Here is a 22,622-nt window from a genome sequence, read left to right on the forward strand (position 1 = left end):
CTGCAACATTTCAGCAACACCAGGTCGTTGGGGAAGACGTCCCTCGTGTAGCTGAAGGAGCAGATGATGCGTGCGTCGAACCAACTCGCCGACGCGACGACGGGCGTGGTGTATATCCATGCCTCTCCCGCGGCGGTATGCCCGCATGTGGAGTGGGCACTTTCGTCGACTCTGTCGGCGCGGGCGAACCTCAAGTGGACGCCCCAACCCGCCATGCCCGGTCAGCTGCGCGCCATCACCAACTGGATGGGGCCCGTCGGCACCGGAGCTCAACTCGCCAGCGCTTTGCGCTCGTGGTCGGTGCTTCGCTTCGAAGTGACCGAGGATCCGAGCACCGGCGTCGACGGCCACCGCTGGTGCCACACCCCGACGCTGGGCCTGTGGAGCGGATCGATGAGCGCCAACGGCGACACCATGGTAGGCGAGCAGCGGCTGCGCGCGCTGATGGAGGGCGGCGCCGACATGCTCGCCGCTGAACTCGACACCGTGCTCGGCACCGCCTGGGACGAGGCTCTCGAGCCGTATCGCGGCGGCGGCGCCGAGGTCGGCGAAGTCAGCTGGCTGAACCGGGGCGTCGGCTAGTTCGACCGGTCCACGCGGCTGTCGCATCGACGCGAGCGTGCACACAGCTCGCCGAACCGGCGAGATTCGCGATCCACGTGCACCTTCGCGGTCGATTGAGTTCTACGCGCCGGATCCATTCGCGGCTAGCTGACCCGGTAGTGCTCCGGTTCCGGCTCGCTCAGCATGCGGGTGATGGTGCCGACGTCGAACGGCCACAGATCGATGGTGCCGCCTTCGCTGAAGTACCAGGAGTTGCAGCCGGTGTTCCACACCGTCGGCTCCATGGCCTCGACGGCGGCGGCGTTGAATTCGTCGGTGGCCGCCTCGGTCACCTCGACCTCGTTGATCTCGCCACGCTCGAAACGCTTGAGCCACTTCACGATGTACCGCGCGGTGAGTTCCGCAGTGTACTGCAGCGAGATGGACCCCGTGGGTGAGTTCGGGCCCAGCACGGTGAACAGATTCGGAAAGCCGGGGATCGCGGTCATCCGGTAGGCGCGCGGGCCTTTGACCCAGGCGTCGTCCAGGGTGACGCCGTCGCGCCCCACCACCTGCATCGGACGCATGTAGTTGTGCGCCTGAAAACCGGTGGCCAGCACGGCGATATCGATCCTGTGGTGCTCGCCCTCCGTGGTGCGGATGCCGGTGGGCGTGAACTCCGCGATGCGATCGGTGATCAGTTGGGCGTTGGGGGCCTTGATCGCCTGGTAGTACGTGCCCGACAACACCTGCCGTTTGCACAGCGGCTGGTAGTCGGGCGTCAGCTCGGCACGCAACTTCGGGTCGCGGACCTGGGCCCGCAGGCTCAGTCGGGCGTACTGCTGCACCAGCTTGCGACGCCACGTCGGCTTGGTCACGATGTCGACGAGAACGCTCGAACCCCACAGTGGAATGCGTTCGGCGACAGCCTGATACAGCTGCGGCATGGCGCGCAGCAGCGCGGTGACGGCACCCAGCTGCGGCAACTTCATCGGTGCCCACAGCATCCACTGCGGCGACCGCGCGAAGTGCAGCAGCCTGCCGGCGGTGGGCTGCAACGCCGAAACCACCTGCACGCCGGTCGACCCGGTGCCGATCACGGCGATGCGCTTGCCCGCGGTCTCGAGTTCGGGATCCCACCGGGCGGTGTGCACGACGGTGCCTTCGAAGGCGTCCATGCCGGGGATGTCCGGCGTGAAGGGGTGGTGCAGCACGCCCGTGGCACAGATGACGAAATCGGCTGTCAGCGTCTCGTTCTGGGTCGTGACGGTCCAGGTGTGTTCGTCCTGGTTGTAGTGCAGCGCCGTGACCTCGGTGTTGAGGCGCAGGTGCTTGTCGAGCCCGAAGCGCTCGACGACGTCGCGGTGATACTCCTGAATCTCCTGGCCACCGGCCCAGATATGGCTCCAGTCGGGCTTGGGGGCGAAGGCGAACTGGTAGATGTGCGACGGCACATCACACGTCAGCCCGGGGTAGCGGTTCCAGTGCCACACCCCGCCGACGTCCGAACCCTTCTCCAGGATGGTGAAGTTGGTGAAACCGGCCTGCTGGAAGGTGTATGCGGAGGCGATCCCGGCGACGCCGGCGCCGATGATGACGATGCGCGGATCACGTGTGCTCATCAGGACTCCCAGGCTCGACGCACCGTGTTCGGTGCGGTGGTCATGGCGGATTCGAACGCCGCGCGCCGCTTGCCGCGCAGCATGAAGTTGGCACCCAGGCCGGCCAGATCGTCGGCGTCCGGTTGGATCACGACGACCTCGATGCCGCGGTCGCGCGCGGTGGCGATCTCGGCATCCAGCACCGTGGACATCGGGCGGCGGAGCAATCGGTGTTCGAGGATGCCGCCCAAACCCGGTGCGCGCACGCCGCTTTCGGAGGCCATCGGGGTGATGACGTAGATGAGGTCGGCGTCGTCAGGGCTGATGAGGTCGACCGACGCGGTGGACGCGGCGCCGCCGTCGACGAACTGGCGGTTGCCGATGCGCACCGGCGGCATCCAGCCAGGAACGGCCCACGAGGCACGGAGTGCTTCGCCTGCCGTGGCTTTCGGTGCGCCGGGGGATCCGAACGCCACCCGTTCGCCGCGCTGGTAGTCGAATGCCACCATGCGGGTGCCCGGATGGTCAACCCAGCCGGACTGGTTGGCGAAACCGGACGCCAACTGTTGCAACCACGACGTGTCGCCGCGGCCGGTCGGTGCGATACCGGTTGCCGCGGCAAGACCCTGCTGTGTCCACAGCAGACGGGGGTTGAGCAGGCGGGGTGCCGGCAGCGGCGGCAGGCTCGGCGGCGTCGCCTCGATATGCCGGCGCAGACGTTCGTCGGTGCTGGTGCCGCGGTGCATCGCCACCAGGTCGTCGACGGAAGCGCCGCCGCCGAGCATCGTGACGATTTCGGCGCCCGCCGAGGTGCCCTGCAACACCGAGGCTTCGCGCGGGTCCCAACCGGTCTGCTCCTGGAGGGCGTGCAGGGCCGCGACGATCCACGCGCCGCCGATGGTGCCGCCGCAGCCGAGGGTCAGTGCTCGCTTCATCGTCGCGGTTCCGAGTTCGACTCGGCGTCATGGTCTTTCGACTGCCGCTCGATCCGGTCCAGGTAGGCCGAACGGCCGACCGGGTCCAGGGCGGTCAGGGCGCGGCGGTCGTCGATGAGCGAGCGTCCCGCGCGCTGGATGAACTCGGGGACCAGTGCGTCGATCAGTGCCCAGCCGGGCGCCACCCATTCGGGTACCGAGGTGCGGGCGGCCTTGGTGCGCAATGTCTTCAGGATGGCTTGTGCGACATCTTCGGGGTCGACTGTCGGCATGCCGCCGCCGAGTTGGACGCCGGAGGAGAGTTCGGTGCGTACTGCCGAGGGAAGCACCGCGCACACCGTGACGCCCGTGCCGGCGTATTCGGTGCGCGCCGCCAGTGATGCGCCAACCGCGGCGAACTTGCTGGCGTTGTAGGTGACCATGCCCGGGACGGGGATCATGCCGGCCATCGAGGCCACGTTCACGACGTGGCCGCTACCACGCGTGATCATCAGTGGGATGACGGCTCGCATGCCGTTCAGGACGCCCCGGACGTTGACGTCGAGGATCAGGTCGGTCGTGGCCTCGGCCTCGGTCTCGAAGGCACCGAGGGGCATGACGCCGGCGTTGTTGATGAGGACGTCGATGCGACCGGACTCTTTGAGCACCTGGCCGACGAATTTGACCCAGGAGTCGCGCCGGGTGACGTCGAGATGTCCGCTGCGACAGCGGGGGATTTTGCGGGCCGTCTGCTCGGCGATGTCGGCGTCGACGTCGCCGATCCACACGTTTGCGCCGTGCTGTGAGAACAGTTCGGCGGTCTTGGCGCCGATGCCCCTGGCGCCGCCGGTGATGATGACTGTGGCGCCGTCGAGTGACATTGCGCGTCGTGCTAGCTGCATCGATAGCCTCGAATCTGCTGGTAGGGGCCTTCCTGGCCCGTTCGAATACCCACGGTATCCGAATTCTTCCGGTAAAGCTAGTACTCCCGGTATCGCAAACGATTAATATCAACGCATGCCGCGATTGACCAGGGTGCAGCGTCAGGAACAGACGCGTGCCGAGCTGCTCGACGCGGCGAAGGCCCGGTTTCTCAAGCACGGCTACGCGTCCACGAGCCTCGAGGACATCGCCGACGACGCCGGCTACAGCAAGGGCGCGGTGTATTCGAACTTCGGCAGCAAGCCGATGCTGTGCCGGGAGGTGCTGGAGGCCATCCACCGCGAGAAGTTCGCCGAGATGTCCGAGTTGGCGATGTCGGATGCCGATATCCCGAGTCGCGTCGAAGCGGTGAACGGCTGGCTGGAACGCACGGCCGGCGACGTGGGCTGGACCATGCTCGAACTCGAATTCGTGGTGCTGTCGCGCAACGATGCCGAGTTGAGCGAGATAATCGCAACGCTGCGCAATGACATCGCTCAGAAGGTCGTCGAGGTACTGCGGTCGCTCGCGGCCGACTTGGGATTGACCGAGGAGCAACTCGTCGCCGCCGGGGTGATCGACAGCTTCGACGACATCGGCAACTTTTTCCTCAGCGCCGGCATCGGGCTCGGAATTCAGCGTGCAATCGATCCGTCGCTGCCGGCCCGTCCGGTCACCGGATCACTCACCCGGGTGATGAATCTGCTTGCGCTGCTTGCGGCTACGCAGGACTGACTCGCCGTCAGGCTACGGAACCAGGACCCGCAACGCGTTCGGCACCGCGGACACCGTCACCGGCAGCGGGCACACGTATTCGCCGTCGGCATAGGCGTTGATGCCCGGCACGTCGATGGTCACGGTGCGGGCCCGCCGCGTGGTCACCTCGTCAAGGTGGACATGGGTGCCCTTGAACACTGTCGGGAACAGCCGGATCAACTTGGTCCGTGAAGCCGAAGCCGCCATCGTGACGTCGAGCAGACCGTCGCTCAGGTCGGCGCCCGGGCAGATCAGCATGCCGCCGCCGTAGCTCTTGCCGTTGCCGAAAGTTGCCAGCGTCACGGGAATTTCCTGCTCGGGACCGCCGTCGAAACTGACCCGGGCCGTATGCATCCGCAGCTGTGACAATTCCACCAGCATCGCGGCGTTGTAGCGCATCCGGCCGCGCGGCCACGTCATCCGGTTGGCGCGATCGGTGACCAGCGAGTCGAATCCCGCCGACATCACCGTGCCGAACCAGCGGACGGTGCCGTCGGCTCCATCGATCCGCCCCAGGTCGATGGTGCGGGTACGGCCTGTCGCGATGATGTCCGCGGCGGCTTCCGGGTCCTCACGCGGAATCCCGAATTCGCGCGCGTGGTCGTTGCCAGTGCCGGCGGGAATGATGCCCAGCGGCACATCGCCCTGCGCAAGTGCTTGCAGTGCAAGGGAAATGATGCCGTCGCCACCGGCCACCACCACCGCGTCGGTGCCGTGGTCGAGTGCTTCGTCGAGCAGCTGCCGAGCATGGGCAGCGTCGGATCCGATCAGCTCGACCACGTCGACGCCGCGACGTTGCAGTCGCACGACAGCGCGCTGGGCCGCCGCGGATCCCCGCCCCTGGCCGGAGGCGGGGTTGGTCAGCAGAGTGACTCGCTGGAGCGTGCCTGTCACGGGATCAGCTTGCCCGGGTTGAGGATTCCACCGGGGTCGAGCACATTCTTCACCGCGCGCAGGACCTCGACACCCAGGTCACCGACCTCGGCGGTCATCCACGGCTTGTGGTCGGCACCGACGGCGTGGTGGTGGGTGATGGTGGCACCGCAGCGCACCATCGCCTCGGACGCAGCGGTTTTCGCCGCGCGCCACTGCTCGATGGGGTTGCCGCGCTGGCCGGCGACCACCGTGAAGTACAACGAGGCGCCGGTGGGGTAGACGTGCGAGATGTGGCACATCACCAAAGCCGGTGTGCCGCTTTCCTGCAGCGACGTCGTCAGTGCCTCGGTGACCGCGGCCTTCAGCGCCGGCACGTTGGACCACGTCGTCGCGGTCTCCAGGGTCTCGCACAGGGCGCCGGCCGACAGCAGCGAGTCACGCAGGTACGGCGCACCGAACCGCCCGTGCTGCCAGGCGCGGGCCGGGGCCTCACCGAGCGAGGTGCCGCCCTGGGCGGCCAATAGCGCGCGGGTTTCCTCGTGGCGACTTTCGGTGTGTGCTGCAGTGCCTTCGAACAAGGTGATGGCCAGGCAACCGCCGGTGATGGTCTGCTCGCCGATGCTCTCGGTGGTGGCCAGGTTGATGCCGGTCTCGACCTCGTCGGACAGGCGGATGACCGTCGGGCCGGTGCCGTTCTGGACCACGGCGCGCAAAGCCGCTGCGCCGGTGGCGAAGTCGGGGAACGACCAGGCCTCGTAGCGGGTGGTCTCGGGCACCGGGTGCACGCGGACCCGGACGCGGGTGATGACGCCGAACGTGCCCTCGGAGCCGACGATCAGCTGACGCAGGTCGGGGCCGGCCGCCGAGGCCGGGGCCCTGCCGAGGTCCAGCACACCGGCCGGGGTGACGACGGTCAGGCCGCGCACCATGTCGTCGAACCGGCTGTAGCCCGCCGAGTTCTGGCCTGACGAGCGCGTCGCGGCGAACCCGCCGATGGTGGCGAACTCGAAGCTCTGGGGGAAGTGGCCCAGCGAAAATCCTTCCGCGCCAAGCAGTTCCTCGGCCCGCGGGCCGGTGACGCCGGCTTCCAGCTCGGCCTCGCCGGATTCCTTGTCGATGGACACCAGGCGGTCCAGGCGGCGCAGATCGAGCGACACGACAGCGCTGAAACCGCCCCGGATCGGGTCGAGTCCGCCGACGACGCTGGTGCCGCCGCCGAATGGGACGACCGCGATGCGGTGGTCGGTGCAGTAGCTCAGGATGGCCGCGATCTGTTCTTCGTTGCCCGGCAACAGGATCGCGTCCGGCGCATCCTGCTCGCCGGTGTCCTTGCGGCGCAACAGGTCCAGCGTCGACTTGCCGCCGGCCCGCAGCAGGCGGTCGTGATCGTCGGTGCGGCAGAACTCGTCGCCGACGATGCCCGCCAGCGCGACGCGGTCGGCATCGGCCAGAGCGGAGGGCCGCAACGTGACCTGGTCGGCTTCCAGTTCGTCGGCCGGGGTCGCGTCGATGCCGAGGGCCGCGGTGAGCAGGCCGCGGATGCCGTCGGACAGGGGCTTGGCTGCAGCGGGGTCACCCCAGGCGTTCCACTTCATCGGCGGTTCGAGGTGGTCACGTGTCGCGGTCATGCGTTACAGTATTACACATGATGTCAATCAGTAACGATGAAGCTCGGGATTCTCTGGATGCCCGAATCATCGACGCTGCGGCTGATTGCGTGATCGCCTTCGGCGTGGATCGCGTGACGTTGGCCGAGATCGCACGTCGTGCCGGCGTCAGCCGGCCGACGGTGTACCGGCGCTGGCCGGACACGCAGGCGATCCTCGCGGCGCTGCTGACGGCACGAATCACCAACGCGCTCAATGAGGTTGCCGTCACTGGCGACGACCGCGAGGCGATCGTCAAACGCATGGTCGGCATGGCGGAGCGGCTGCGCGCCGACGAAGTCATCATGTCCGTCCTGAGCAGCGCACCCGCGCTGGCGATGGTCTACATCTCGCAGCGCATGGGCACCAGCCAGCAGATCCTGCTGGAAGTGCTGGCCGGCGCGCTCGCCACGGCGCAGGCCGACGGCAGCGTCCGCCCCGGCGACCCCAGGCAACTCGCCGCCATGTGCCTGCTGATCGTCCAGTCCGCCATCCAGTCGGCGCAGATGGTCGCGCCTGTCCTCGACGTTGCCGCGCTGGACATCGAACTCGCGCACTCCCTGAACGGATACCTGAAACCATGAGCAGCAGTGCCCTCAACGCCGCCCGCCGCACAGCCGAGCTGACGGCGCTGGCGGACGGCGAGACCGTCGACGTCGTCGTCATCGGCGGCGGCATCACCGGCGTGGGCATCGCGCTGGACGCCGCGACCCGCGGACTGTCGACGGTGCTCGTCGAGAAGCACGACCTGGCGTTCGGCACCAGCCGGTGGAGTTCCAAACTCGTGCACGGCGGCCTGCGCTACCTGGCCACCGGAAACGTGGGCATCGCCCGGCGCAGCGCCATCGAGCGCGGCATCCTGATGAGCCGCAACGCCCCGCACCTCGTGCACGCCATGCCGCAACTCGTGCCGCTGCTGTCCGAGATTAACCGGGCCTCAAGGGCTTTGGTGCGTACCGGATTCATCGCCGGCGACGGCCTGCGCCGGCTGGCCGGCACATCGGCGTCGATCCTGCCGCGGTCGGGACGGGTCGACGCGGCCCGCGCGGCGGAGTTGGTGCCCGCGGTGCGCCGCGACGGACTCGACGGCGCGTTGCTCGCCTACGATGGCCAACTGATCGACGACGCCCGTCTGGTCACCGCGGTGGCGCGCACCGCCGCCCAGCATGGCGCCCGCATCCTGACCCGGGTGGCGGCGTCCGACGCCACCGGCACCTCGGTGCGGCTGACCGACCAACTCACCGGGGAAACTTTCGATCTGACGGCGCGCGCGGTGATCAACGCCGCCGGCGTGTGGGCCGGTGAGCTCGACGGCGCGATCAAGCTGCGGCCCAGCCGCGGCACCCACCTGGTGTTCGACGCCGCGGCGTTCGGCAATCCGACTGCGGCGCTGACGGTTCCGATCCCGGGCGAGCTCAACCGGTTCGTCTTCGCCATGCCCGAACAGCTCGGCCGCGTCTACCTCGGCCTCACCGACGAGGACGCGCCCGGCCCCATTCCGGATGTGCCGCAACCGACTCCGGCCGAGATCACGTTCCTGCTCGACACCGTCAACACCGCGCTGGCGACGAGCCTGGGGCCGGACGACGTCCTGGGTGCCTACGCGGGGCTGCGGCCATTGATCGATACCGGCGAGGGCAACACCGCCGACGTGTCGCGCGATCACGCCGTCGTCGTGTCCGGCAGCGGTGTGCTCAGCGTCATCGGTGGCAAGCTCACCGAATACCGGTACATGGCCGAGGATGTGCTGAATCGGGCGATGTCGCTGCGCGGGCTCGGCGCGGGGGAGTGCCGGACCCGGAATCTGCCGCTGGTCGGCGCTCCGGAGAACCCGGTGTCAGTGGATCGTCTTGCGGCGCTGCCGGAGTCGCTCGTGGCGCGCTACGGCGCCGAGGCGCCGAACGTGTTCGCCGCCGCCACGTGTGAGCGTCCCACCGAGCCGGTGGCCGACGGCATCGACGTCACCCGCGCCGAATTCGAATACGCCGTCACGCACGAAGGCGCGCTGACCGCCGACGACATCCTGGACCGCCGGACCCGGATCGGGCTCGTCGACGCCGACCGCGACCGCGTCGCCGAGGTGGCACAGGAGTTCATCTAGCTCCAAGACCCGTGTTGGAATCAGCATGATTCTGACGGAATCGCAGCCACGTCCGGTGGTCACGCCTGTCGCGGCACCGGGATCGGAGTCAACGGCAGTTCCCGGTGACGGCGCTTGGCTCTAGATTCCGGAGAGAAGTCTGCATTCGCCACTGCTCTTCTCTTGTGGTGGCATCACGTTCCCGGGAGTTGAGAAATGCCTGTTCTGACCACGACCACTCGCAACGGCAGTCGCGTCGAGTTCTCGCGGTAGACCGATGGCAATCACATTGCACTGGTTCCTGCCGACCAACGGTGACTCGCGCACCGACCTGAGTCTCGGCAACGCGGTCGGTGGCGCAGGCAGCCGGGCCGACGCCTTCGGCGCGGATCGGGCTCCCGACCTCGACTACCTCAGCCTGGTGGCCGGCGCCGCGGAGAAACTCGGGTTCACCGGCGCGCTGACCCCCACCAGCAGCTGGTGTGAGGACGCCTGGGTGTTCACGGCAGCGCTGACCCAGCGGACCGAACACTTCAAGTACCTCGTGGCCTTCCGGCCGGGGCTGCAGGCGCCGACCCTGGTCGCCCAGGCCGCCGCCACCTACCAGCGCATCTCGCGAAACCGATTGCTGCTCAACGTCGTCACCGGTGGTGATGACATCGAGCAGCGCCGCTTCGGCGACTACCTCGGCAAGTCGGAGCGCTACGAGCGGGCCGCCGAGTTCCTCACGATCTTCCGGCAGCTGTGGTCCGGCGAGCCGGTCACCTTCACCGGCAAGCACCTGTCCGTGGAGAACGCGACGATCATCCCGGCCGAGACCTGGCCGGACATCTACCTGGGCGGCTCGTCGGCCGAAGCGCTGGAAGTGGCCGCCGAACACGCCGACGTGTATCTGACCTGGGGTGAGCCGCCCGCTCAGGTCGCCGAGAAGCTCGACGCCGTGCGTCACCAGGTCAAGAACCTGGGCCGAGCGCGGCGCGCTGCCGGGGAACTGCGGTTCGGGATTCGGCTGCACGTCATCAGCCGCCCCACGGAAGAGGAGGCGTGGGCGCAGGCCGACAAACTGCTCGCGGGCCTCGATCCCGAGAGCATCAAGCGCGCCCAGCAGGTGCAGCGCAGCTCGCAGTCCGAGGGGCAACGCCGGATGTCGGCCCTCCACGGCGGTCGGACCGACAACCTGGAGGTCTCGCCCAACCTGTGGGCCGGTATCGGTCTGGTCCGTGGTGGCGCCGGCACCGCACTGGTCGGCAGTCATGAGCAGGTCGCCGACCGCATCGCCGAGTACCACGAGCTGGGCCTCGACGAGTTCATCCTGTCCGGGTATCCGCATCTGGAAGAGGCCTTCAGCTTCGGCGAGGGCGTCATCCCGATCCTGGCGGAGCGCGGCCTGCTCGCTGATCGGCACTCCTGAGACATGGCCCGCACCCGGGCTCCCCGGAGCCACGCCGAAGTCGTCGCCGTCGCGGAAGAGTTCGCGGCATCGGTGAAGCCCGGTGCGGCAGAACGTGATCGGGCCGGTGCGGTACCCCGCGCCGAAGTGGCCGAGTTCGACAAGCTGGGCCTGCCGGCCGTCACGGTGCCGATCGACGACGGGGGAGACGGGCTCGGGCCGCGTACGCTGGCCGAGGTCATCAGGATCGTCGCGGCCGCGGATCCCGCGCTGGCGCAGACGCCGCAGGGTCACTACCTGGCGGTGGACATCCTGCGCCTGCTCGGCACACCACTGCAGCGGGCCCGAATCCTGCCGGCTGTCGTCGACGGCGCGCGCATCGCCCCGGTGCTCGCCGAGCGCGGCGGTCACCATGCCCAGGACCTCAAGACGCGCCTGGTCAAGGACGGTGCGCGGTGGCGACTCGACGGCACCAAGTACTACTGCACCGGTGCCATCACGTCGCGGTGGCTGGCGGTCAGCGCGCTCGATCCCGCCGACCGTCTCGTGCTGGCCTTCGTCGAACGTGACGCCCCCGGGGTGTCGATCGACGAGGACTGGGCCGCCATGGGGCAGCGCTCGACCGTGAGTGGCACCACCACGCTCGACGGCGTCGCCGTCGACAGCGATCTGGTGGTGCCCTACTGGTCGGCATTCGAGAAGCCGCAACTGCTCGGTGCCCGCGCGCAGCTGGTGCACACCGCCATCGAAGCCGGCATCGCCGAGGGTGCCCTGGCCGATGCCGCCGAGTTCGTCCGCACCCGCAGCCGGCCGTTCTTCGAGGCGGTGCGCTACGGCGGCGCCAAGGCCGCGAGCGACGATCCGCACATCCTGCTGCGGTTCGGTCAGCTCGCCACCCGGACGCGCGCGTCGACCCAGCTGTTACGTTGGGCCGCAGGCGAACTCGAAGACATCGGGCTCGATGTCGCCGATCCCGACGCCGCCGCGCACGGCTCGATTGCGGTTGCGCAGGCCAAGGCCTTCGCCAGTGACGTGGCCGTCGACGTCGCCAGTCAGCTGTTCGCGTTGACCGGCGCGAGCGGCACCGACCGCCGCCACGACCTCGACCGGCACTGGCGCAATGCGCGGACCCACAGCGTGCACGACCCCGTCGACTGGAAGTACCACCACATCGGCGCGTGGGAGCTCTCCGGTGTCGCGCCGCCCAATCACGGGCAGATCTGAACCACTTGCGATCCGGGCGATTCTGAATCTTCGGACGCCGTCCGGTGCCCGATACCGTCGACAGATGTCCGCGAATCTGGAAGAGACACAGGTCGATTCGCCCCCGCGGAAGTCGCAGCCGTTCAAACCGGCGTTGTTTGTGGCGGTGACGGCGGGGCTGGGGTACGGCTTCGACTCCTACGCCGTGAACATCTACGGCCTGGTCCTGCCCGAGATCAAGAAGACCCTGCAGATCACCGAGGCCCAGGCCGGGTACATCGGGTCGATCTTCCTGGTCGGCTACACCATCGGCACCATCGGTTTCGGTATCGCCGCCGACCGGTGGGGCCGCAAGACCACGCTCGGTGCGTCGATCCTGCTCTACGGCATCACCACGGCACTGGCGGGCATCACCACCAATCTGGCCGCGTTCACCGGCCTGCGCTTCCTCACCGGTGTGGGCGGTGCCGGCGAGCTGGCGGTGGGCGCCCCCTATACCGCCGAGGTGTGGCCGACCAAGACCCGCGCGATCGGGGTGGGCGGCGTGATCTTCTCGTTGTTCTCGCTCGGTTACGTCCTCGCGGCCGCCGTCGCGCTGGTGCTGGTGCCGCGGTTCGGCTGGCAGGCGTCGTTCATCGTGGCGATCGTCCCGGCCATCATCCTGTTCCTTGTCCGCCAGGGCATCACGGAATCACCGCGCTACACCGAGGTCAACGAGACACGGAAGCGCGACGGCATTCCGCGAGCGAAGCTGTGGCAGCTACCTGGCGTACGGCGGCGGCTGGTCGTGGGCTGGCTGATCTACACCGCCAATGCGGTCGGCTACTGGGGCTCGACGCTGTTCCTGACCACCTACATCGTCAAGAGATTCCACGCGTCCACCACCGATGCGATTCGCTACGCCCTGGTGTTCTTCCTGCTGCAGGTCGTCTTCGTCTTCATCGGCACCGCGTTGGCCGACCGCTTCGGCCGCCGGCCCTCGGCGATCCTGGGCGCCGTCATCGAGGCCGGTTCGGCGATCTTGGCGGCCACGTCGGATTCGCTTGCCGAATACCAGGTCTACGGTGCCATCTCCATCGCCACCCTCGGCTGGCTCTGGGGCGTCGGGGACGCGTACATCTCCGAGCTGTTCCCAACCGTGCTGCGCGGCACCGGCTTTGGTGTCGCCGTCGGTGGCGGCCGCATCGTGTCGATCGCCGCGCCGACCGTCGTCGGCTGGGCCATCGGTCATTACGGCGTGCAGACGCCCTATCTGGCGCTGTCCGCCATCTGGCTCCTGACCGTGATCGGTTATCTGTTCGGGCCAGAGACCAAGGGCAAGGAGTTGGACGACCTTGCCGACGAGGCGCTGCTGGCGCGCGCCTGACTACGCCTGCTGGGCGAGCAGCAGGTCACGGATCGGCGAGCGCGTGTGCCGCTGCCACATGGCCTGCACCGGCAGCAGCAGCGGCGGCTGGAGGTCGACGACCGTGACCCGCCCGTCCAGCACCGGCCCCACCGGATGCGTGACGAACGCCACCGCGCCCGTCGTCAACGGCGCGGCCACGGTGGCCGCGCCCTGTACGCGACTCACGACATAGTCCGGCTCGAATCCGGCGCGGCGGCAGGCGCCGAGCAGCAGGTCGCTGTAGTACGACGCGCCGGGCGGTGCCCAGAGTGCGATGCGTTCGTCGGTCAGGTCGGTGAGGTCGACGGCGTCGCGCCCCGCCAAGGGGTGCGAACTCAGCACCGCCACGCGCACCGCGTGATAGCCCAGCACCGCGGTGGCGAGGTCGCGGTCCGGCACCACGCCGCGGCGCAGGGCGAGCTGGATCGAGCCGTCGAGCAGCGCGGGGGACAGCTGATCCGGAAACATCTGGCGGAACGTGAAGGACACGTCGTGGTAGGCGTCGATCACCGGCTCCAGCAGTGCGTACACCTCGACGCTCTCGAGCGCCGGCGTGTGGCCGACGACGTAGTTCTCCCGTGCGGCGCTGGCCGCGCGCTGCACGTGGTCGGTGACGGTGTGGGCGGCGGCCAGGAGGGTGCGCGCATCGCTGTGCAGCTGCCGGCCTGCCGGCGTCAAGGTGACCCGGCGGCCGTCCCGGTCGAAAAGCGTTGCGCCCAGCTCTTTTTCGAGCTGGCGGATCGAGCTGCTGAGCGCCTGCTGGCTCAGGTGCAGCTGGTCGGCGGCGCGGGTGAAGCCGCCCGCGTCGGCGACCGCGAGGAAGTGCTGCAGCCGGCGCAGATCGGGATACGGCCTGGTCATGCCGACCACCCTAACTACAACCATTGCTTGTGGATAGGTAGAAAAGTTTCGTTTCTAATTGTGGTCCGCCGTGGCTAGCGTGGGCCACATGAGCAATCTCGAAGGTAAAACAGCAGTCGTCGCCGCCGGAGCCAAGAACCTGGGCGGCCTGATCAGCACCACCCTCGGTGCCCGCGGCGTCAACGTCGCGGTGCACTACAACAGCGCGGCCACCGAGGCCGACGCCGATCAGACCGTTGCCGCCATCGAGTCCGCCGGCGCCAAGGCCATCAAGGTTCAGGGCGACCTGACCGTTCCCGGCAACGTGGAGAAGCTGTTCGACGCGGCTGTCGAGGCGTTCGGCGGTGTCGACATCGCGATCAACACCGTCGGCAAGGTGCTGCGGAAGCCGATCGTGGAAACCACTGAGGCCGAATACGATTCGATGTTCGACATCAACGCCAAGGCCGCGTACTTCTTCCTGCAGCAGGCGGGCCGCCGGCTCAACGACGGCGGATCGGTGATCACCATCGTGACGGCGCTGCTGGCGGCGTTCACCGACGGTTACAGCACCTACGCCGGCGCCAAGAGCCCCGTCGAGCACTTCACCCGCGCCGCCGCGAAAGAGTTCGCGGCGCGCGGGATCAACGTCAACAACGTGGGTCCGGGGCCCATGGACACGCCGTTCTTCTACGGCCAGGAGACCCCGGAGCGCGTGGCGTTCCACAAGTCGCAGGCGATGGGCGGCCGGCTGACCCTCATCGAGGACATCGCCCCGCTGGTCGTGTTCCTCACCGACGAGGGCCACTGGATCACCGGCCAGACCATCTTCGCCAACGGCGGCTACACCACGCGGTAGTGGCCGAAAGCTCAGCGGCGCCAGAACAAGTGGTGGATGACGCCGCTGGAGCTGGGCACCACGTCGCAGTGGTACCGGTCGAGCAGCTCGTCGGGGGACTCCCAGAGTCGTGAGCCCTCGCCGAGCGTCACGGTGGGGGACACCACGATGTGCAGGGTGTCGATCAGGTCGGCGTCGAGGAACTCCCGGACCGTCGTGGCCCCGCCGCCGATGCGAATGTCCTTGCCCTGCGCGGCCTCTCGGGCCAGTTCCAGCACCTCGGCGGGGGTCGCGTCGACGAAGTGGAATGTGGTGTCCGACAACGTGAACGACGGCCGCAGGTGGTGCGTCATCACGAAAACCGGGGTGTGGAACGGCGGTTCGTCGCCCCACCAGCCCTGCCAGTCGAGCCGCGCCGGCCCGCGGTAGGGGCTGAACTTGCCCGCGCCCATGATCTCGGCGCCGATGTTGTGGTGGAAGTCGCGCACGAGGTGGTCGTCAAGGCCGCGGGTGCCGCCCGGATCGGTGCGGTTGGGCCAGCTGGCGGTGGCGCCGGCCCAGGCGAACATGGTGCCCGGGTCGGCGTGGCCGAAGGGCCGCTCGAAACTCTGCCCGACACCGGCACCGAAGCCGTCCGCCGAGACGTTGAAGTTCTGCACTTTCACCAGTTGCGTCATGTGCGTGTTGACCTCCGGGGTTGGCGAAATTCATCGCGGACAAACAAAACTGCCCCTCGTCCTAAGGAGAGGGGCAGTTTTGTGGTTTGTCGCGTGATTACAGCGCGATGTTCTTGTGGCGACCGCGGCGGGCCGGGGCCTCGGCGAGGGCCTGGGTGATCTTGGACCGGGTGTGGGCCGGGTCGATCTTCTCGTCGACGACGCCGATCTCGATGGCCGAGTCGACGCCACCGGCGATCTTCTCGTGCTCGAGGGCCAGTTCCTCGTGCAGGGCCTCACGCTCGGCGGCGTCCTCGACGGCGGCCAGCTTGCGCTTGTGCAGGATGCCGACGGCGGCCTTGGCGCCCATGACGGCGACCTCGGCGTCCGGCCAGGCGAACACCTTCGTCGCGCCCAGCGACCGCGAGTTCATGGCGATGTACGCGCCGCCGTAGATCTTGCGGGTCACCAGCGTGACGCGGGGGACGACGGCCTCACCGAACGCGTGCAGCAGCTTGGCGCCACGGCGCACGACGCCGCCCCACTCCTGGTCGACACCGGGCAGGTAGCCGGGGACGTCGACCAGAACGATCAGCGGGATGCCGAAGGCGTCGCACAGCCGCACGAAACGTGCTGCCTTCTCGGCGCTTTCGGAGTTCAGGCAGCCGCCCAGACGCAGCGGGTTGTTGGCGATGACGCCGACGGAGCGACCGGCGAGGCGGCCCAGGCCGACCACGATGGACGGCGCCCACTTGGACTGGAACTCTTCGAACGGCACGCCCTCGTCGAGCAGGGCCTCGACGATCGGGTGCACGTCGTACGCGCGACGCGCCGACTCGGGCATGAGGGCCTTGATGTCGGTGTCGCCGGCCTCGGCCTTGGTGCGGTCGAAGTGGCCCTGCTGGCTGAACAGGCCGACCAGGCGACGGCCGCGCTCGTAGCAGTCGAGTTCGTCGTCGGCGACGATGTGGCACACGCCGGACTTCTTGTGGTGGGTGTCGGGGCCACCGAGCGAGACCATGTCGACGTCCTCACCGGTGACGCTGCGGACGACGTCCGGGCCGGTGACGAAGACGCGGCCCTCGGGGGCCATGACGATGACGTCGGTCAGGGCGGGGCCGTAGGCGGCACCACCGGCGGCGAAGCCGACTACCAGCGAAATCTGCGGGATGTAGCCCGAGGCCCGGATCATGGCCTCGAAGACCTGGCCGACCGCGTGCAGCGCGCGCACACCCTCGGCGAGGCGGGCGCCACCGGAGTGCCAGATGCCCACGATGGGGGCCTGCTCGTCGATGGCGGTGTCGTAGGCGCGGACGATGTGCGCGCAGCCGTCAACGCCCATGGCACCACCCATGACGGTGCCGTCGGTGGCGAACGCGATGGTGTGCACGCCGTTGACGGTGCCGGAGGCGGCCAGGACGCCCGACTTGTCGCGCTCGTGCAGCGGCTTGACGCTGCCCGGGTCGAAGAAGGTCGAGAGCCGCAGCAGCGGGTCGCGAGGATCAAGTGATTCGGCGGCCGTCGCCTCAGGTGCCAGGGTCGTCATTCTCTAATCTCCTTGATCTCGCGGTATGCGCTTCGTCGCTCAGTACCGGCCGAATGCGAGTGCGACGTTGTGTCCGCCGAACCCGAACGAGTTGTTGATCGCGTACTTGTAGTCGCCCTGCCGCGGAGCCTTGGAGACCACATCCAGATCGATCTCCGGATCCAGGTTGTCCAGGTTCAGTGTGGGCGGAATTACGCCGTCGCGCAGCGCGAGCACGGTGAGGATGGACTCCACCGCACCAACTGCACCCACCGAGTGGCCCAGCGCCGACTTGGGGGCGTACACCGCCGGCCGGTGGCCCTTCATGGCGTTGTTGATGGCCACGCCCTCGGCGACGTCACCGACGCTGGTGCCGGTCGCGTGCGCGTTGACGTGGTCGATGTCGGACGGCACGAGCCCGGCCAGTTCGATGGCCCGGGTCATGGCGTAGCCGGCCTGCTCACCGTTGGGGTCCGGCGCCACGATGTGGTAGCCGTCCGAGGTGACGCTCGCGCCCATCAGGCGGGCCAGAATGTTGGCGCCGCGGGCCTTGGCGTGTTCCTCGGTCTCGAGCACCAGCATGGCGCCACCCTCGCCGAACACGAAGCCGTTGCGGTCGCGGTCGAACGGGCGGCAGGCACCGGCCGGGTTGTCGTTGGTGTTGGACAGCACGATGCGCATCTGGGCGAACCCGGCGATCGGCACTGCCTCGATCTTGGTTTCGACACCGCCGGTGATGGCGACGTCGGCCTCGCCCAGCACCAGCTGGCGCCAGGCGTTGGCGATGGCTTCGGACCCGGACGCGCAGGCCGAGATCAGGGTGGACACCCCGGCCTTGGCCTTGCGCTCCAGTCCGACAGCGGCCGCCGCCCCGTTGGGCATGTACATCTGCACGACCAGCGGCGAAACCGCTCGCAGGCCGCGCTCGCGCATGCCGTCGTAGGCGAAGACCAGTTCCTCGGTCGAGCCGAGGCCGGTGCCGATCGACACCATCAGTCGTCGGGGGTCAACGTCCGGCGAGCCTGCGTTTTCCCAGACTCGCCGGCCGATGACCGTCGACATTTTCTGCAGATATGACAGCCGACGCAGTTCGACGCGCGTCAGTTCACTGTCGAAATCCTCGTGCAGATGCCCACCGATACGGACGGGAAGGTCGTACTTCTCGATGAAGTCATCTTCGAGAAGACGGATCCCGCTCTGCCCGTCAAGGAGCTTCTGCCACGTGGTTTCGGCATCGGTCGCCAGGGCAGTCGTCATGGCTACACCAGTGACGACCACATTGGGGAGACCATTCCCCGTTGACAACCTCTGTGCGGTTACCCCTGCCATTACTGCTCAATGTCCCTTCGACTTAATAACGCCCAAAGGCCAGGGCGACATTGTGTCCACCGAACCCGAACGAGTTGTTGATGGCGTACTTGTAGTCGCCATAACGAGGCTCGCCCGCAACAACATCGAGATCGATGGCGGGATCCGGCGTCTCGTAGTTGAGCGTCGGGGGGATGACCCCGTCGCGCAACGCGAGCACCGTCAACACGGACTCCAGCGCACCGACCGCACCGATGGAGTGGCCGAGCGCCGACTTCGGCGCGTACACCGCGGCGTTCTGACATCCGGCGACGCGGATGGCATTGGCCTCGGCGGTGTCACCGATCGGGGTGGCAGTGCCGTGGGCATTGACGTGGTCGATGTCCTTGGCGTCCAGCCCCGCGGTCTCCAGTGCACGCTTCATCGCGGCACCGGCGCGCACGCCGCCGTCTGCCGGGGCCACCATGTGGAACGCGTCCGAGGTGATACCGGCACCCAGCAGGCGGGCGATCGGCTTGGCGCCACGCGCCAGCGCGTGCTCTTCGGTCTCGATGATCATCATCGCGCCGGCTTCACCGAACACGAAGCCGTCACGATCCTTGTCGAACGGCCGCGACGCACCCGCGGGATCGTCGTTGCGGGTCGACATGGCGCGCATCATCGAGAACGCCGCGATGGGCAGTGCCTCGATGCCGCCTTCCACGCCACCGACGACGGCGAAGTCCGCGTCGCCCATGACGATCTGACGCCAGCCGTGGGCGATGGCCTCAGAACCCGACGAGCACGCCGACACCGGGGTGATGACCCCGGCGCGGGCGCCCAGCTCCAAGCCGGCGACCGCAGCCGCGCCGTTGGGCATGATCATCTGAACGGCGAGCGGGCTGACCTTGCGGATGCCGCCCTCGTTCATGGCGTCGTAGGTTTCGACGATCTTCTCGCCGCCACCGAGACCCGTGCCGATCACGACGGCGAAACGGTCGGGATCGACCTCGGGCGCACCCGCGTTCTTCCACAACCGTCGCGCCAGCACGAGCGACATGCGCTGCACGTACGAGTTACGGCGCAGTTCGACGCGGGTGAGCTCGGCCTCGAGATCGTCGACCAGGTGGCCACCGATACGCACCGGAAGGTCCCACTTGGTGACGAAATCGTCGGTCAACTCACGGATGCCGCTTTCGCCTGCCAGGAGGCCCTTCCACGTGCTCTCGATGTCAGCAGCGAGCGCCGTGGTTGCCTCCACGGCGGTCACCACGACGTTCGGGAAGCCTCCGTTAGCCGTGGAAGGCCTGGTCACTTGCTGAACTTATCGCGCAGCGCGGCAGCAGCCTCGGGGTTCTCTTCCTCGAGCTTCTGGATGTAGGCGACGACGTCACCAACGGTGCGCAGGCCGGCCAGGTCCTCGTCCGGGATCTTCACGCCGTACTTGTCCTCGGTCTGGACGGCGATCTCGACCATCGACAGCGAGTCGATGTCCAGGTCGTCGACGAAGGACTTCTCGGGGGTCACCTCAGACGGCTCGATGCCGGTGACCTCTTCGATGATCTCGGCGAGGCCGGCGATGATTTCTTCTTGACTGGCAGCCACGATGGCTCCTTCTTTTTGTTGTGTCGGCACACCGGATTTGGTGTGCCGGGTCGGTTGATTCGGGTTGGTTGCTTTTCAGGCCTACAGCCCTGTCAGAACTCGGTGAGTCCGTCCAAATCTGCGGGGGTCTTGATGGCGAAGGTGGGCACGCCCTTGACTTCGCGCTTGGCGATACCGGTGAGGGTGCCCGCCGGGGGGAACTCGATGATGCCGGTCACTTCCTGGCCTTCCTGTGCGGCACTGAAGCGCTTCCGCATCGTTTCCGAGCACAGGTCCCAGCGGACCGGGCGGGTCATCTGGGCGACCAGCTTGGCCATGGCGTCCGCGGCGTCGGCGACCGGCTGGCCGTCGGCGTTGGACAGCAGCGTGGTGGTCGGCTCGCTGGGGGTGACGGTCGCCGCGGCAGCCGCGTACGGCTCCTGCGCCGAGCCCATGAAGTGCGTGTGGAAGGCGCCGGCGGTGGCCAGGACACGGACGCGGGCCTTGGCCGGCGGATCCTCGGCCAGCTTCTCCAGCGCCGAGACGGCACCGGCCGCGACGATCTGACCCGCCGCGTTGCGGTTGGCCGGGACCAGTTCCAGGGCTTCCAGACGTGCGAGCACCTCGGCCTCGTCGCCACCGAGCACCGCGGCCATGCCGGTGGGCTCCAGGGCGCAGGCCTTGGCCATCTCGGCGCCGCGGGTGGCGGCGAGCTTGATGGCCTCGTCGGCGGAGATGACGCCCGCGATGGCGTAGGCGGCGATCTCGCCGACCGAGTGGCCGGCCACGATCGTGGTGGCACCGGCCAGGAGGCCGCGCTTGGTCAGCTCTTCGTGTGCGAGCAGCGTGGCCGCGACGACCAGCGGCTGGGTCACCGCGGTGTCGGTGATCTCCTCGGCGGTCGCCGTGGTGCCCAGCTGGGCGAGATCGAGACCGCTGATCTCCGACCAGGTGGCCAGACGGTCAGCCGCACCGGCCAGCTCCAACCATGGGGTGAGCATGCCGGGCGTCTGAGATCCCTGCCCGGGGGCAAGCAGCGCAAGCACAGGTGTTTGAGGCACGGATTAAGAAAACACTGTGAAGCGGGATTTATGTCGTGTAAGAGATTATGAACCTGGTCTTAAAGTTTTGTGGAATGTCTACAAAAACGCACGTTATGCAACGTTGGCGAGACCTGGCTGCGATGTGGATCACAGTCGGGGGTCGATAGCTACCGGCGGGTAGGTTTGCTGTAACTGTGCTGATCAGGCCGTTTGCTGGTTGGCTTGAGCGGGGGTACGGCTCAATCGACCCACTGTCGAGGCCACTCGGAGCACATAGGCGTCCCTGGGCACCATCGGATCGCGGCCGGTGAAGTCCGCGATCCGGCGCAGCCGGTACCGGACGGTGTTTGGATGAACGAACAATTTACGGGCGCACGCTTCTATGGCGCCGCCGGCGTCGAGGTAGGCGTCGAGCGTCTCTGTCAGCGCCGGACCCGCGTCTGCCAGCGGCCGGACGACCTCGAGTTCCAGGGCCGCGATGGCCGTGCGGTCCCCGAGCAGGGCGCGTTCGGGCAGCAGTTCGCGCGCGGCGACGGGGCGCGGTGCACCCGTCCAGCCGCTCACCGCATTCATTCCGGAGATGGCTTCGGTGGCGCTGTAATGGGCGGCTGCCAGCGTGGCGGCGGTCGGGCCGATGACCACCGGGGCGTCGGCGAACACGCCCATCAGTTCGCCCAGGAACCGATCGGTGGGCGAGATCTGTCCGGAGATGATGGCCACCAGCCAGGTGCCGTGGACGTCGGACAGGGCGACGCGACCGTTGCGGCTGGCGACGTCGTGGACGTCCTCGCTGGCCAGATCGGCGCGGTCGGGTTGCGGGTAGCCCACCACGACGGTGGCGGGCGCGGTGGCGTCCCAGTTCAGTGCCGCCGCCTGCGACTGCAGGCTGGTGCCGACGTCGCCACGCACCACGGCGTCGACGACGTTGGCCTCCATCCGGGTGTCCCAGGCGCCGCGGGCCTCGGCCTGATCGGCGTACGCGCTGGCGGCAGCGAACGCCAGGTCGCGGCTGTACCGCAGGATGCCCGCGGTCAGCGCCGTCAGCTGTTCCTCGGTGCGGGCCAGTAGCGGCACCACTTCCTCGAAGAACTCCATGGTGGTCCGCACCATCTCCACCGACTGCCGCAGCGCGATGCGGCGCCGCAGATCCTGGGGCACGACCTCGAAGGCCTCCGCGGTGTAGCTGACGTCGCTGTTCGGGTCGCGCATCCACTCGACGAAGTTGACGACGGCGGTCTGCACCACCAGGTGAACGCTGGCGCGCTGCGAGGCCTCCAACTCGGCGAAGAACGGCAGGCGCTCCTCGAGGGCGTGCACGGCCTGCGTCGCCAAGGTGCCGGAGTACTGCTTGAGGCGACGCAGCACCGTGTCCGGGACGTTCTCGAGGACTTCGAGCGTCGACTTGGGCGGAACGAACCGCTTACCGCCGTTCGTGTTGTCAGGCATGACTAAAAGCTACGCCTGATTTCTGGAGACTTCTGCCAATCCGGTCGCGCCGAGATGACGGTTCCTGTCGGAAACCGTCATCTCAG

General features: G+C 68.0%; 21 protein-coding genes. 8 read left to right on the top strand and 13 right to left on the bottom strand.

Annotation, left to right across the window (positions count from 1 at the left end; genetic code table 11):
* Positions 1 to 66 precede the first annotated feature (66 nt).
* The gene (locus ACJH6H_RS12625) at positions 67 to 582 is read left to right on the top strand and encodes a DUF3145 domain-containing protein (protein WP_318985257.1); all 516 of its coding nucleotides are present in this window, start codon (positions 67 to 69) and stop codon (positions 580 to 582) included.
* 125 nt (positions 583 to 707) lie between these two features.
* Here ACJH6H_RS12625 and ACJH6H_RS12630 read toward each other — a convergent pair whose 3' ends face one another.
* The 3 genes from ACJH6H_RS12630 to ACJH6H_RS12640 are packed head-to-tail and all read right to left on the bottom strand — an operon-like array spanning position 708 to position 3,939.
* Complete coding sequence (locus ACJH6H_RS12630) at positions 708 to 2,165, bottom strand: flavin-containing monooxygenase (protein ID WP_406774974.1); 1,458 nt, start codon at positions 2,163 to 2,165, stop codon at positions 708 to 710.
* A complete protein-coding gene (locus ACJH6H_RS12635) occupies positions 2,165 to 3,079 on the bottom strand; it encodes a patatin-like phospholipase family protein (protein ID WP_406774975.1) in 915 nt (304 codons plus the stop codon). Before ACJH6H_RS12635 ends, ACJH6H_RS12630 begins: the two co-directional genes overlap by 1 nt.
* Positions 3,076 to 3,939 carry an SDR family oxidoreductase gene (locus ACJH6H_RS12640; RefSeq protein WP_406774976.1) on the bottom strand — a complete coding sequence of 288 codons (864 nt, stop codon included), beginning with the start codon at positions 3,937 to 3,939 and terminating at the stop codon, positions 3,076 to 3,078. The genes ACJH6H_RS12635 and ACJH6H_RS12640 overlap by 4 nt, the downstream gene beginning before the upstream one ends.
* A gap of 136 nt (positions 3,940 to 4,075) precedes the next feature.
* Here ACJH6H_RS12640 and ACJH6H_RS12645 point away from each other — a divergent pair, with 136 nt between their 5' ends.
* Positions 4,076 to 4,714, top strand: coding sequence for a TetR/AcrR family transcriptional regulator (locus ACJH6H_RS12645; protein WP_406774977.1), 639 nt, complete (start codon positions 4,076 to 4,078; stop codon positions 4,712 to 4,714).
* Between the two features lie 12 nt (positions 4,715 to 4,726).
* Here the strand turns inward: ACJH6H_RS12645 and ACJH6H_RS12650 are convergent, their stop codons facing one another.
* Positions 4,727 to 5,629: a diacylglycerol kinase gene (locus ACJH6H_RS12650; protein WP_406774978.1), complete on the bottom strand. Its 903-nt coding sequence runs from the start codon at positions 5,627 to 5,629 to the stop codon at positions 4,727 to 4,729.
* Positions 5,626 to 7,206 carry an FAD-binding oxidoreductase gene (locus ACJH6H_RS12655; RefSeq protein ID WP_406775019.1) on the bottom strand — a complete coding sequence of 527 codons (1,581 nt, stop codon included), beginning with the start codon at positions 7,204 to 7,206 and terminating at the stop codon, positions 5,626 to 5,628. The genes ACJH6H_RS12650 and ACJH6H_RS12655 overlap by 4 nt, the downstream gene beginning before the upstream one ends.
* A 50-nt stretch (positions 7,207 to 7,256) precedes the next feature.
* On the opposite strand from ACJH6H_RS12655, the gene ACJH6H_RS12660 reads away from it, so the two are divergent.
* The 5 genes from ACJH6H_RS12660 (at position 7,257) to ACJH6H_RS12680 (ending at position 13,296) form a co-directional block, all read left to right on the top strand.
* On the top strand, positions 7,257 to 7,841 hold the full coding sequence (locus ACJH6H_RS12660; RefSeq protein ID WP_212812174.1) for a TetR/AcrR family transcriptional regulator: 585 nt from the start codon (positions 7,257 to 7,259) through the stop codon (positions 7,839 to 7,841).
* A complete protein-coding gene (locus ACJH6H_RS12665) occupies positions 7,838 to 9,358 on the top strand; it encodes a glycerol-3-phosphate dehydrogenase/oxidase (protein ID WP_212812173.1) in 1,521 nt (506 codons plus the stop codon). Before ACJH6H_RS12660 ends, ACJH6H_RS12665 begins: the two co-directional genes overlap by 4 nt.
* A 256-nt stretch (positions 9,359 to 9,614) precedes the next feature.
* Positions 9,615 to 10,748 carry an LLM class flavin-dependent oxidoreductase gene (locus tag ACJH6H_RS12670; RefSeq protein ID WP_212812172.1) on the top strand — a complete coding sequence of 378 codons (1,134 nt, stop codon included), beginning with the start codon at positions 9,615 to 9,617 and terminating at the stop codon, positions 10,746 to 10,748.
* Positions 10,749 to 10,751: 3 nt separating this feature from the next.
* On the top strand, positions 10,752 to 11,951 hold the full coding sequence (locus tag ACJH6H_RS12675) for an acyl-CoA dehydrogenase family protein (protein ID WP_212812171.1): 1,200 nt from the start codon (positions 10,752 to 10,754) through the stop codon (positions 11,949 to 11,951).
* 64 nt (positions 11,952 to 12,015) lie between these two features.
* Positions 12,016 to 13,296: an MFS transporter gene (locus tag ACJH6H_RS12680; protein WP_212812170.1), complete on the top strand. Its 1,281-nt coding sequence runs from the start codon at positions 12,016 to 12,018 to the stop codon at positions 13,294 to 13,296.
* On the opposite strand, the gene ACJH6H_RS12685 is transcribed toward ACJH6H_RS12680, so the two are convergent.
* Positions 13,297 to 14,178, bottom strand: a complete 882-nt coding sequence (locus ACJH6H_RS12685) for a LysR family transcriptional regulator (protein ID WP_212812169.1) — start codon at positions 14,176 to 14,178, stop codon at positions 13,297 to 13,299.
* A gap of 88 nt (positions 14,179 to 14,266) precedes the next feature.
* Between ACJH6H_RS12685 and ACJH6H_RS12690 the strand changes: the two genes are divergently transcribed.
* Positions 14,267 to 15,016 carry an SDR family oxidoreductase gene (locus ACJH6H_RS12690; protein WP_212812168.1) on the top strand — a complete coding sequence of 250 codons (750 nt, stop codon included), beginning with the start codon at positions 14,267 to 14,269 and terminating at the stop codon, positions 15,014 to 15,016.
* A gap of 11 nt (positions 15,017 to 15,027) precedes the next feature.
* Here the strand turns inward: ACJH6H_RS12690 and ACJH6H_RS12695 are convergent, their stop codons facing one another.
* The 7 genes from ACJH6H_RS12695 to ACJH6H_RS12725 all read right to left on the bottom strand — a co-directional run bounded on the left by ACJH6H_RS12695 (position 15,028) and on the right by ACJH6H_RS12725 (position 22,536).
* Complete coding sequence (locus ACJH6H_RS12695) at positions 15,028 to 15,672, bottom strand: dihydrofolate reductase family protein (protein ID WP_212812167.1); 645 nt, start codon at positions 15,670 to 15,672, stop codon at positions 15,028 to 15,030.
* Between the two features lie 97 nt (positions 15,673 to 15,769).
* Positions 15,770 to 17,197 (bottom strand): acyl-CoA carboxylase subunit beta, encoded by a 1,428-nt coding sequence (locus ACJH6H_RS12700; protein ID WP_212812166.1) that lies wholly within the window; start codon positions 17,195 to 17,197, stop codon positions 15,770 to 15,772.
* 39 nt (positions 17,198 to 17,236) lie between these two features.
* Positions 17,237 to 18,505 (bottom strand): 3-oxoacyl-ACP synthase KasB, encoded by a 1,269-nt coding sequence (kasB, locus tag ACJH6H_RS12705; protein WP_212812165.1) that lies wholly within the window; start codon positions 18,503 to 18,505, stop codon positions 17,237 to 17,239.
* Positions 18,506 to 18,527: 22 nt separating this feature from the next.
* Positions 18,528 to 19,778 carry a 3-oxoacyl-ACP synthase KasA gene (kasA, locus tag ACJH6H_RS12710; RefSeq protein WP_212812164.1) on the bottom strand — a complete coding sequence of 417 codons (1,251 nt, stop codon included), beginning with the start codon at positions 19,776 to 19,778 and terminating at the stop codon, positions 18,528 to 18,530.
* Positions 19,775 to 20,068 carry a meromycolate extension acyl carrier protein AcpM gene (gene acpM / locus ACJH6H_RS12715; RefSeq protein ID WP_061006272.1) on the bottom strand — a complete coding sequence of 98 codons (294 nt, stop codon included), beginning with the start codon at positions 20,066 to 20,068 and terminating at the stop codon, positions 19,775 to 19,777. The genes kasA and acpM overlap by 4 nt, the downstream gene beginning before the upstream one ends.
* 92 nt (positions 20,069 to 20,160) lie before the next feature.
* A complete protein-coding gene (locus ACJH6H_RS12720) occupies positions 20,161 to 21,093 on the bottom strand; it encodes an ACP S-malonyltransferase (protein ID WP_212814883.1) in 933 nt (310 codons plus the stop codon).
* Positions 21,094 to 21,291: 198 nt separating this feature from the next.
* Positions 21,292 to 22,536 carry a CdaR family transcriptional regulator gene (locus ACJH6H_RS12725; protein WP_212812163.1) on the bottom strand — a complete coding sequence of 415 codons (1,245 nt, stop codon included), beginning with the start codon at positions 22,534 to 22,536 and terminating at the stop codon, positions 21,292 to 21,294.
* Positions 22,537 to 22,622: the final 86 nt, after the last annotated feature.

The organism is Mycobacterium sp. SMC-21 (genome assembly GCF_045310825.1).
Classification (GTDB): domain Bacteria; phylum Actinomycetota; class Actinomycetes; order Mycobacteriales; family Mycobacteriaceae; genus Mycobacterium.

Coding starts and splice junctions, on each gene's coding strand:
- kasB (WP_212812165.1), bottom strand. CDS start 18,505: ATGGCAGGGGTAACCGCACAGAGGTTGTCAACGGGGAATGGTCTCCCC.
- ACJH6H_RS12685 (WP_212812169.1), bottom strand. CDS start 14,178: ATGACCAGGCCGTATCCCGATCTGCGCCGGCTGCAGCACTTCCTCGCG.
- ACJH6H_RS12645 (WP_406774977.1), top strand. CDS start 4,076: ATGCCGCGATTGACCAGGGTGCAGCGTCAGGAACAGACGCGTGCCGAG.
- ACJH6H_RS12635 (WP_406774975.1), bottom strand. CDS start 3,079: ATGAAGCGAGCACTGACCCTCGGCTGCGGCGGCACCATCGGCGGCGCG.
- ACJH6H_RS12670 (WP_212812172.1), top strand. CDS start 9,615: ATGGCAATCACATTGCACTGGTTCCTGCCGACCAACGGTGACTCGCGC.
- ACJH6H_RS12695 (WP_212812167.1), bottom strand. CDS start 15,672: ATGACGCAACTGGTGAAAGTGCAGAACTTCAACGTCTCGGCGGACGGC.
- ACJH6H_RS12700 (WP_212812166.1), bottom strand. CDS start 17,197: ATGACGACCCTGGCACCTGAGGCGACGGCCGCCGAATCACTTGATCCT.
- ACJH6H_RS12690 (WP_212812168.1), top strand. CDS start 14,267: ATGAGCAATCTCGAAGGTAAAACAGCAGTCGTCGCCGCCGGAGCCAAG.
- ACJH6H_RS12630 (WP_406774974.1), bottom strand. CDS start 2,165: ATGAGCACACGTGATCCGCGCATCGTCATCATCGGCGCCGGCGTCGCC.
- ACJH6H_RS12680 (WP_212812170.1), top strand. CDS start 12,016: ATGTCCGCGAATCTGGAAGAGACACAGGTCGATTCGCCCCCGCGGAAG.
- ACJH6H_RS12675 (WP_212812171.1), top strand. CDS start 10,752: ATGGCCCGCACCCGGGCTCCCCGGAGCCACGCCGAAGTCGTCGCCGTC.
- ACJH6H_RS12640 (WP_406774976.1), bottom strand. CDS start 3,939: ATGTCACTCGACGGCGCCACAGTCATCATCACCGGCGGCGCCAGGGGC.
- ACJH6H_RS12725 (WP_212812163.1), bottom strand. CDS start 22,536: ATGCCTGACAACACGAACGGCGGTAAGCGGTTCGTTCCGCCCAAGTCG.
- ACJH6H_RS12660 (WP_212812174.1), top strand. CDS start 7,257: ATGATGTCAATCAGTAACGATGAAGCTCGGGATTCTCTGGATGCCCGA.
- ACJH6H_RS12665 (WP_212812173.1), top strand. CDS start 7,838: ATGAGCAGCAGTGCCCTCAACGCCGCCCGCCGCACAGCCGAGCTGACG.
- ACJH6H_RS12655 (WP_406775019.1), bottom strand. CDS start 7,206: ATGAAGTGGAACGCCTGGGGTGACCCCGCTGCAGCCAAGCCCCTGTCC.
- ACJH6H_RS12625 (WP_318985257.1), top strand. CDS start 67: ATGCGTGCGTCGAACCAACTCGCCGACGCGACGACGGGCGTGGTGTAT.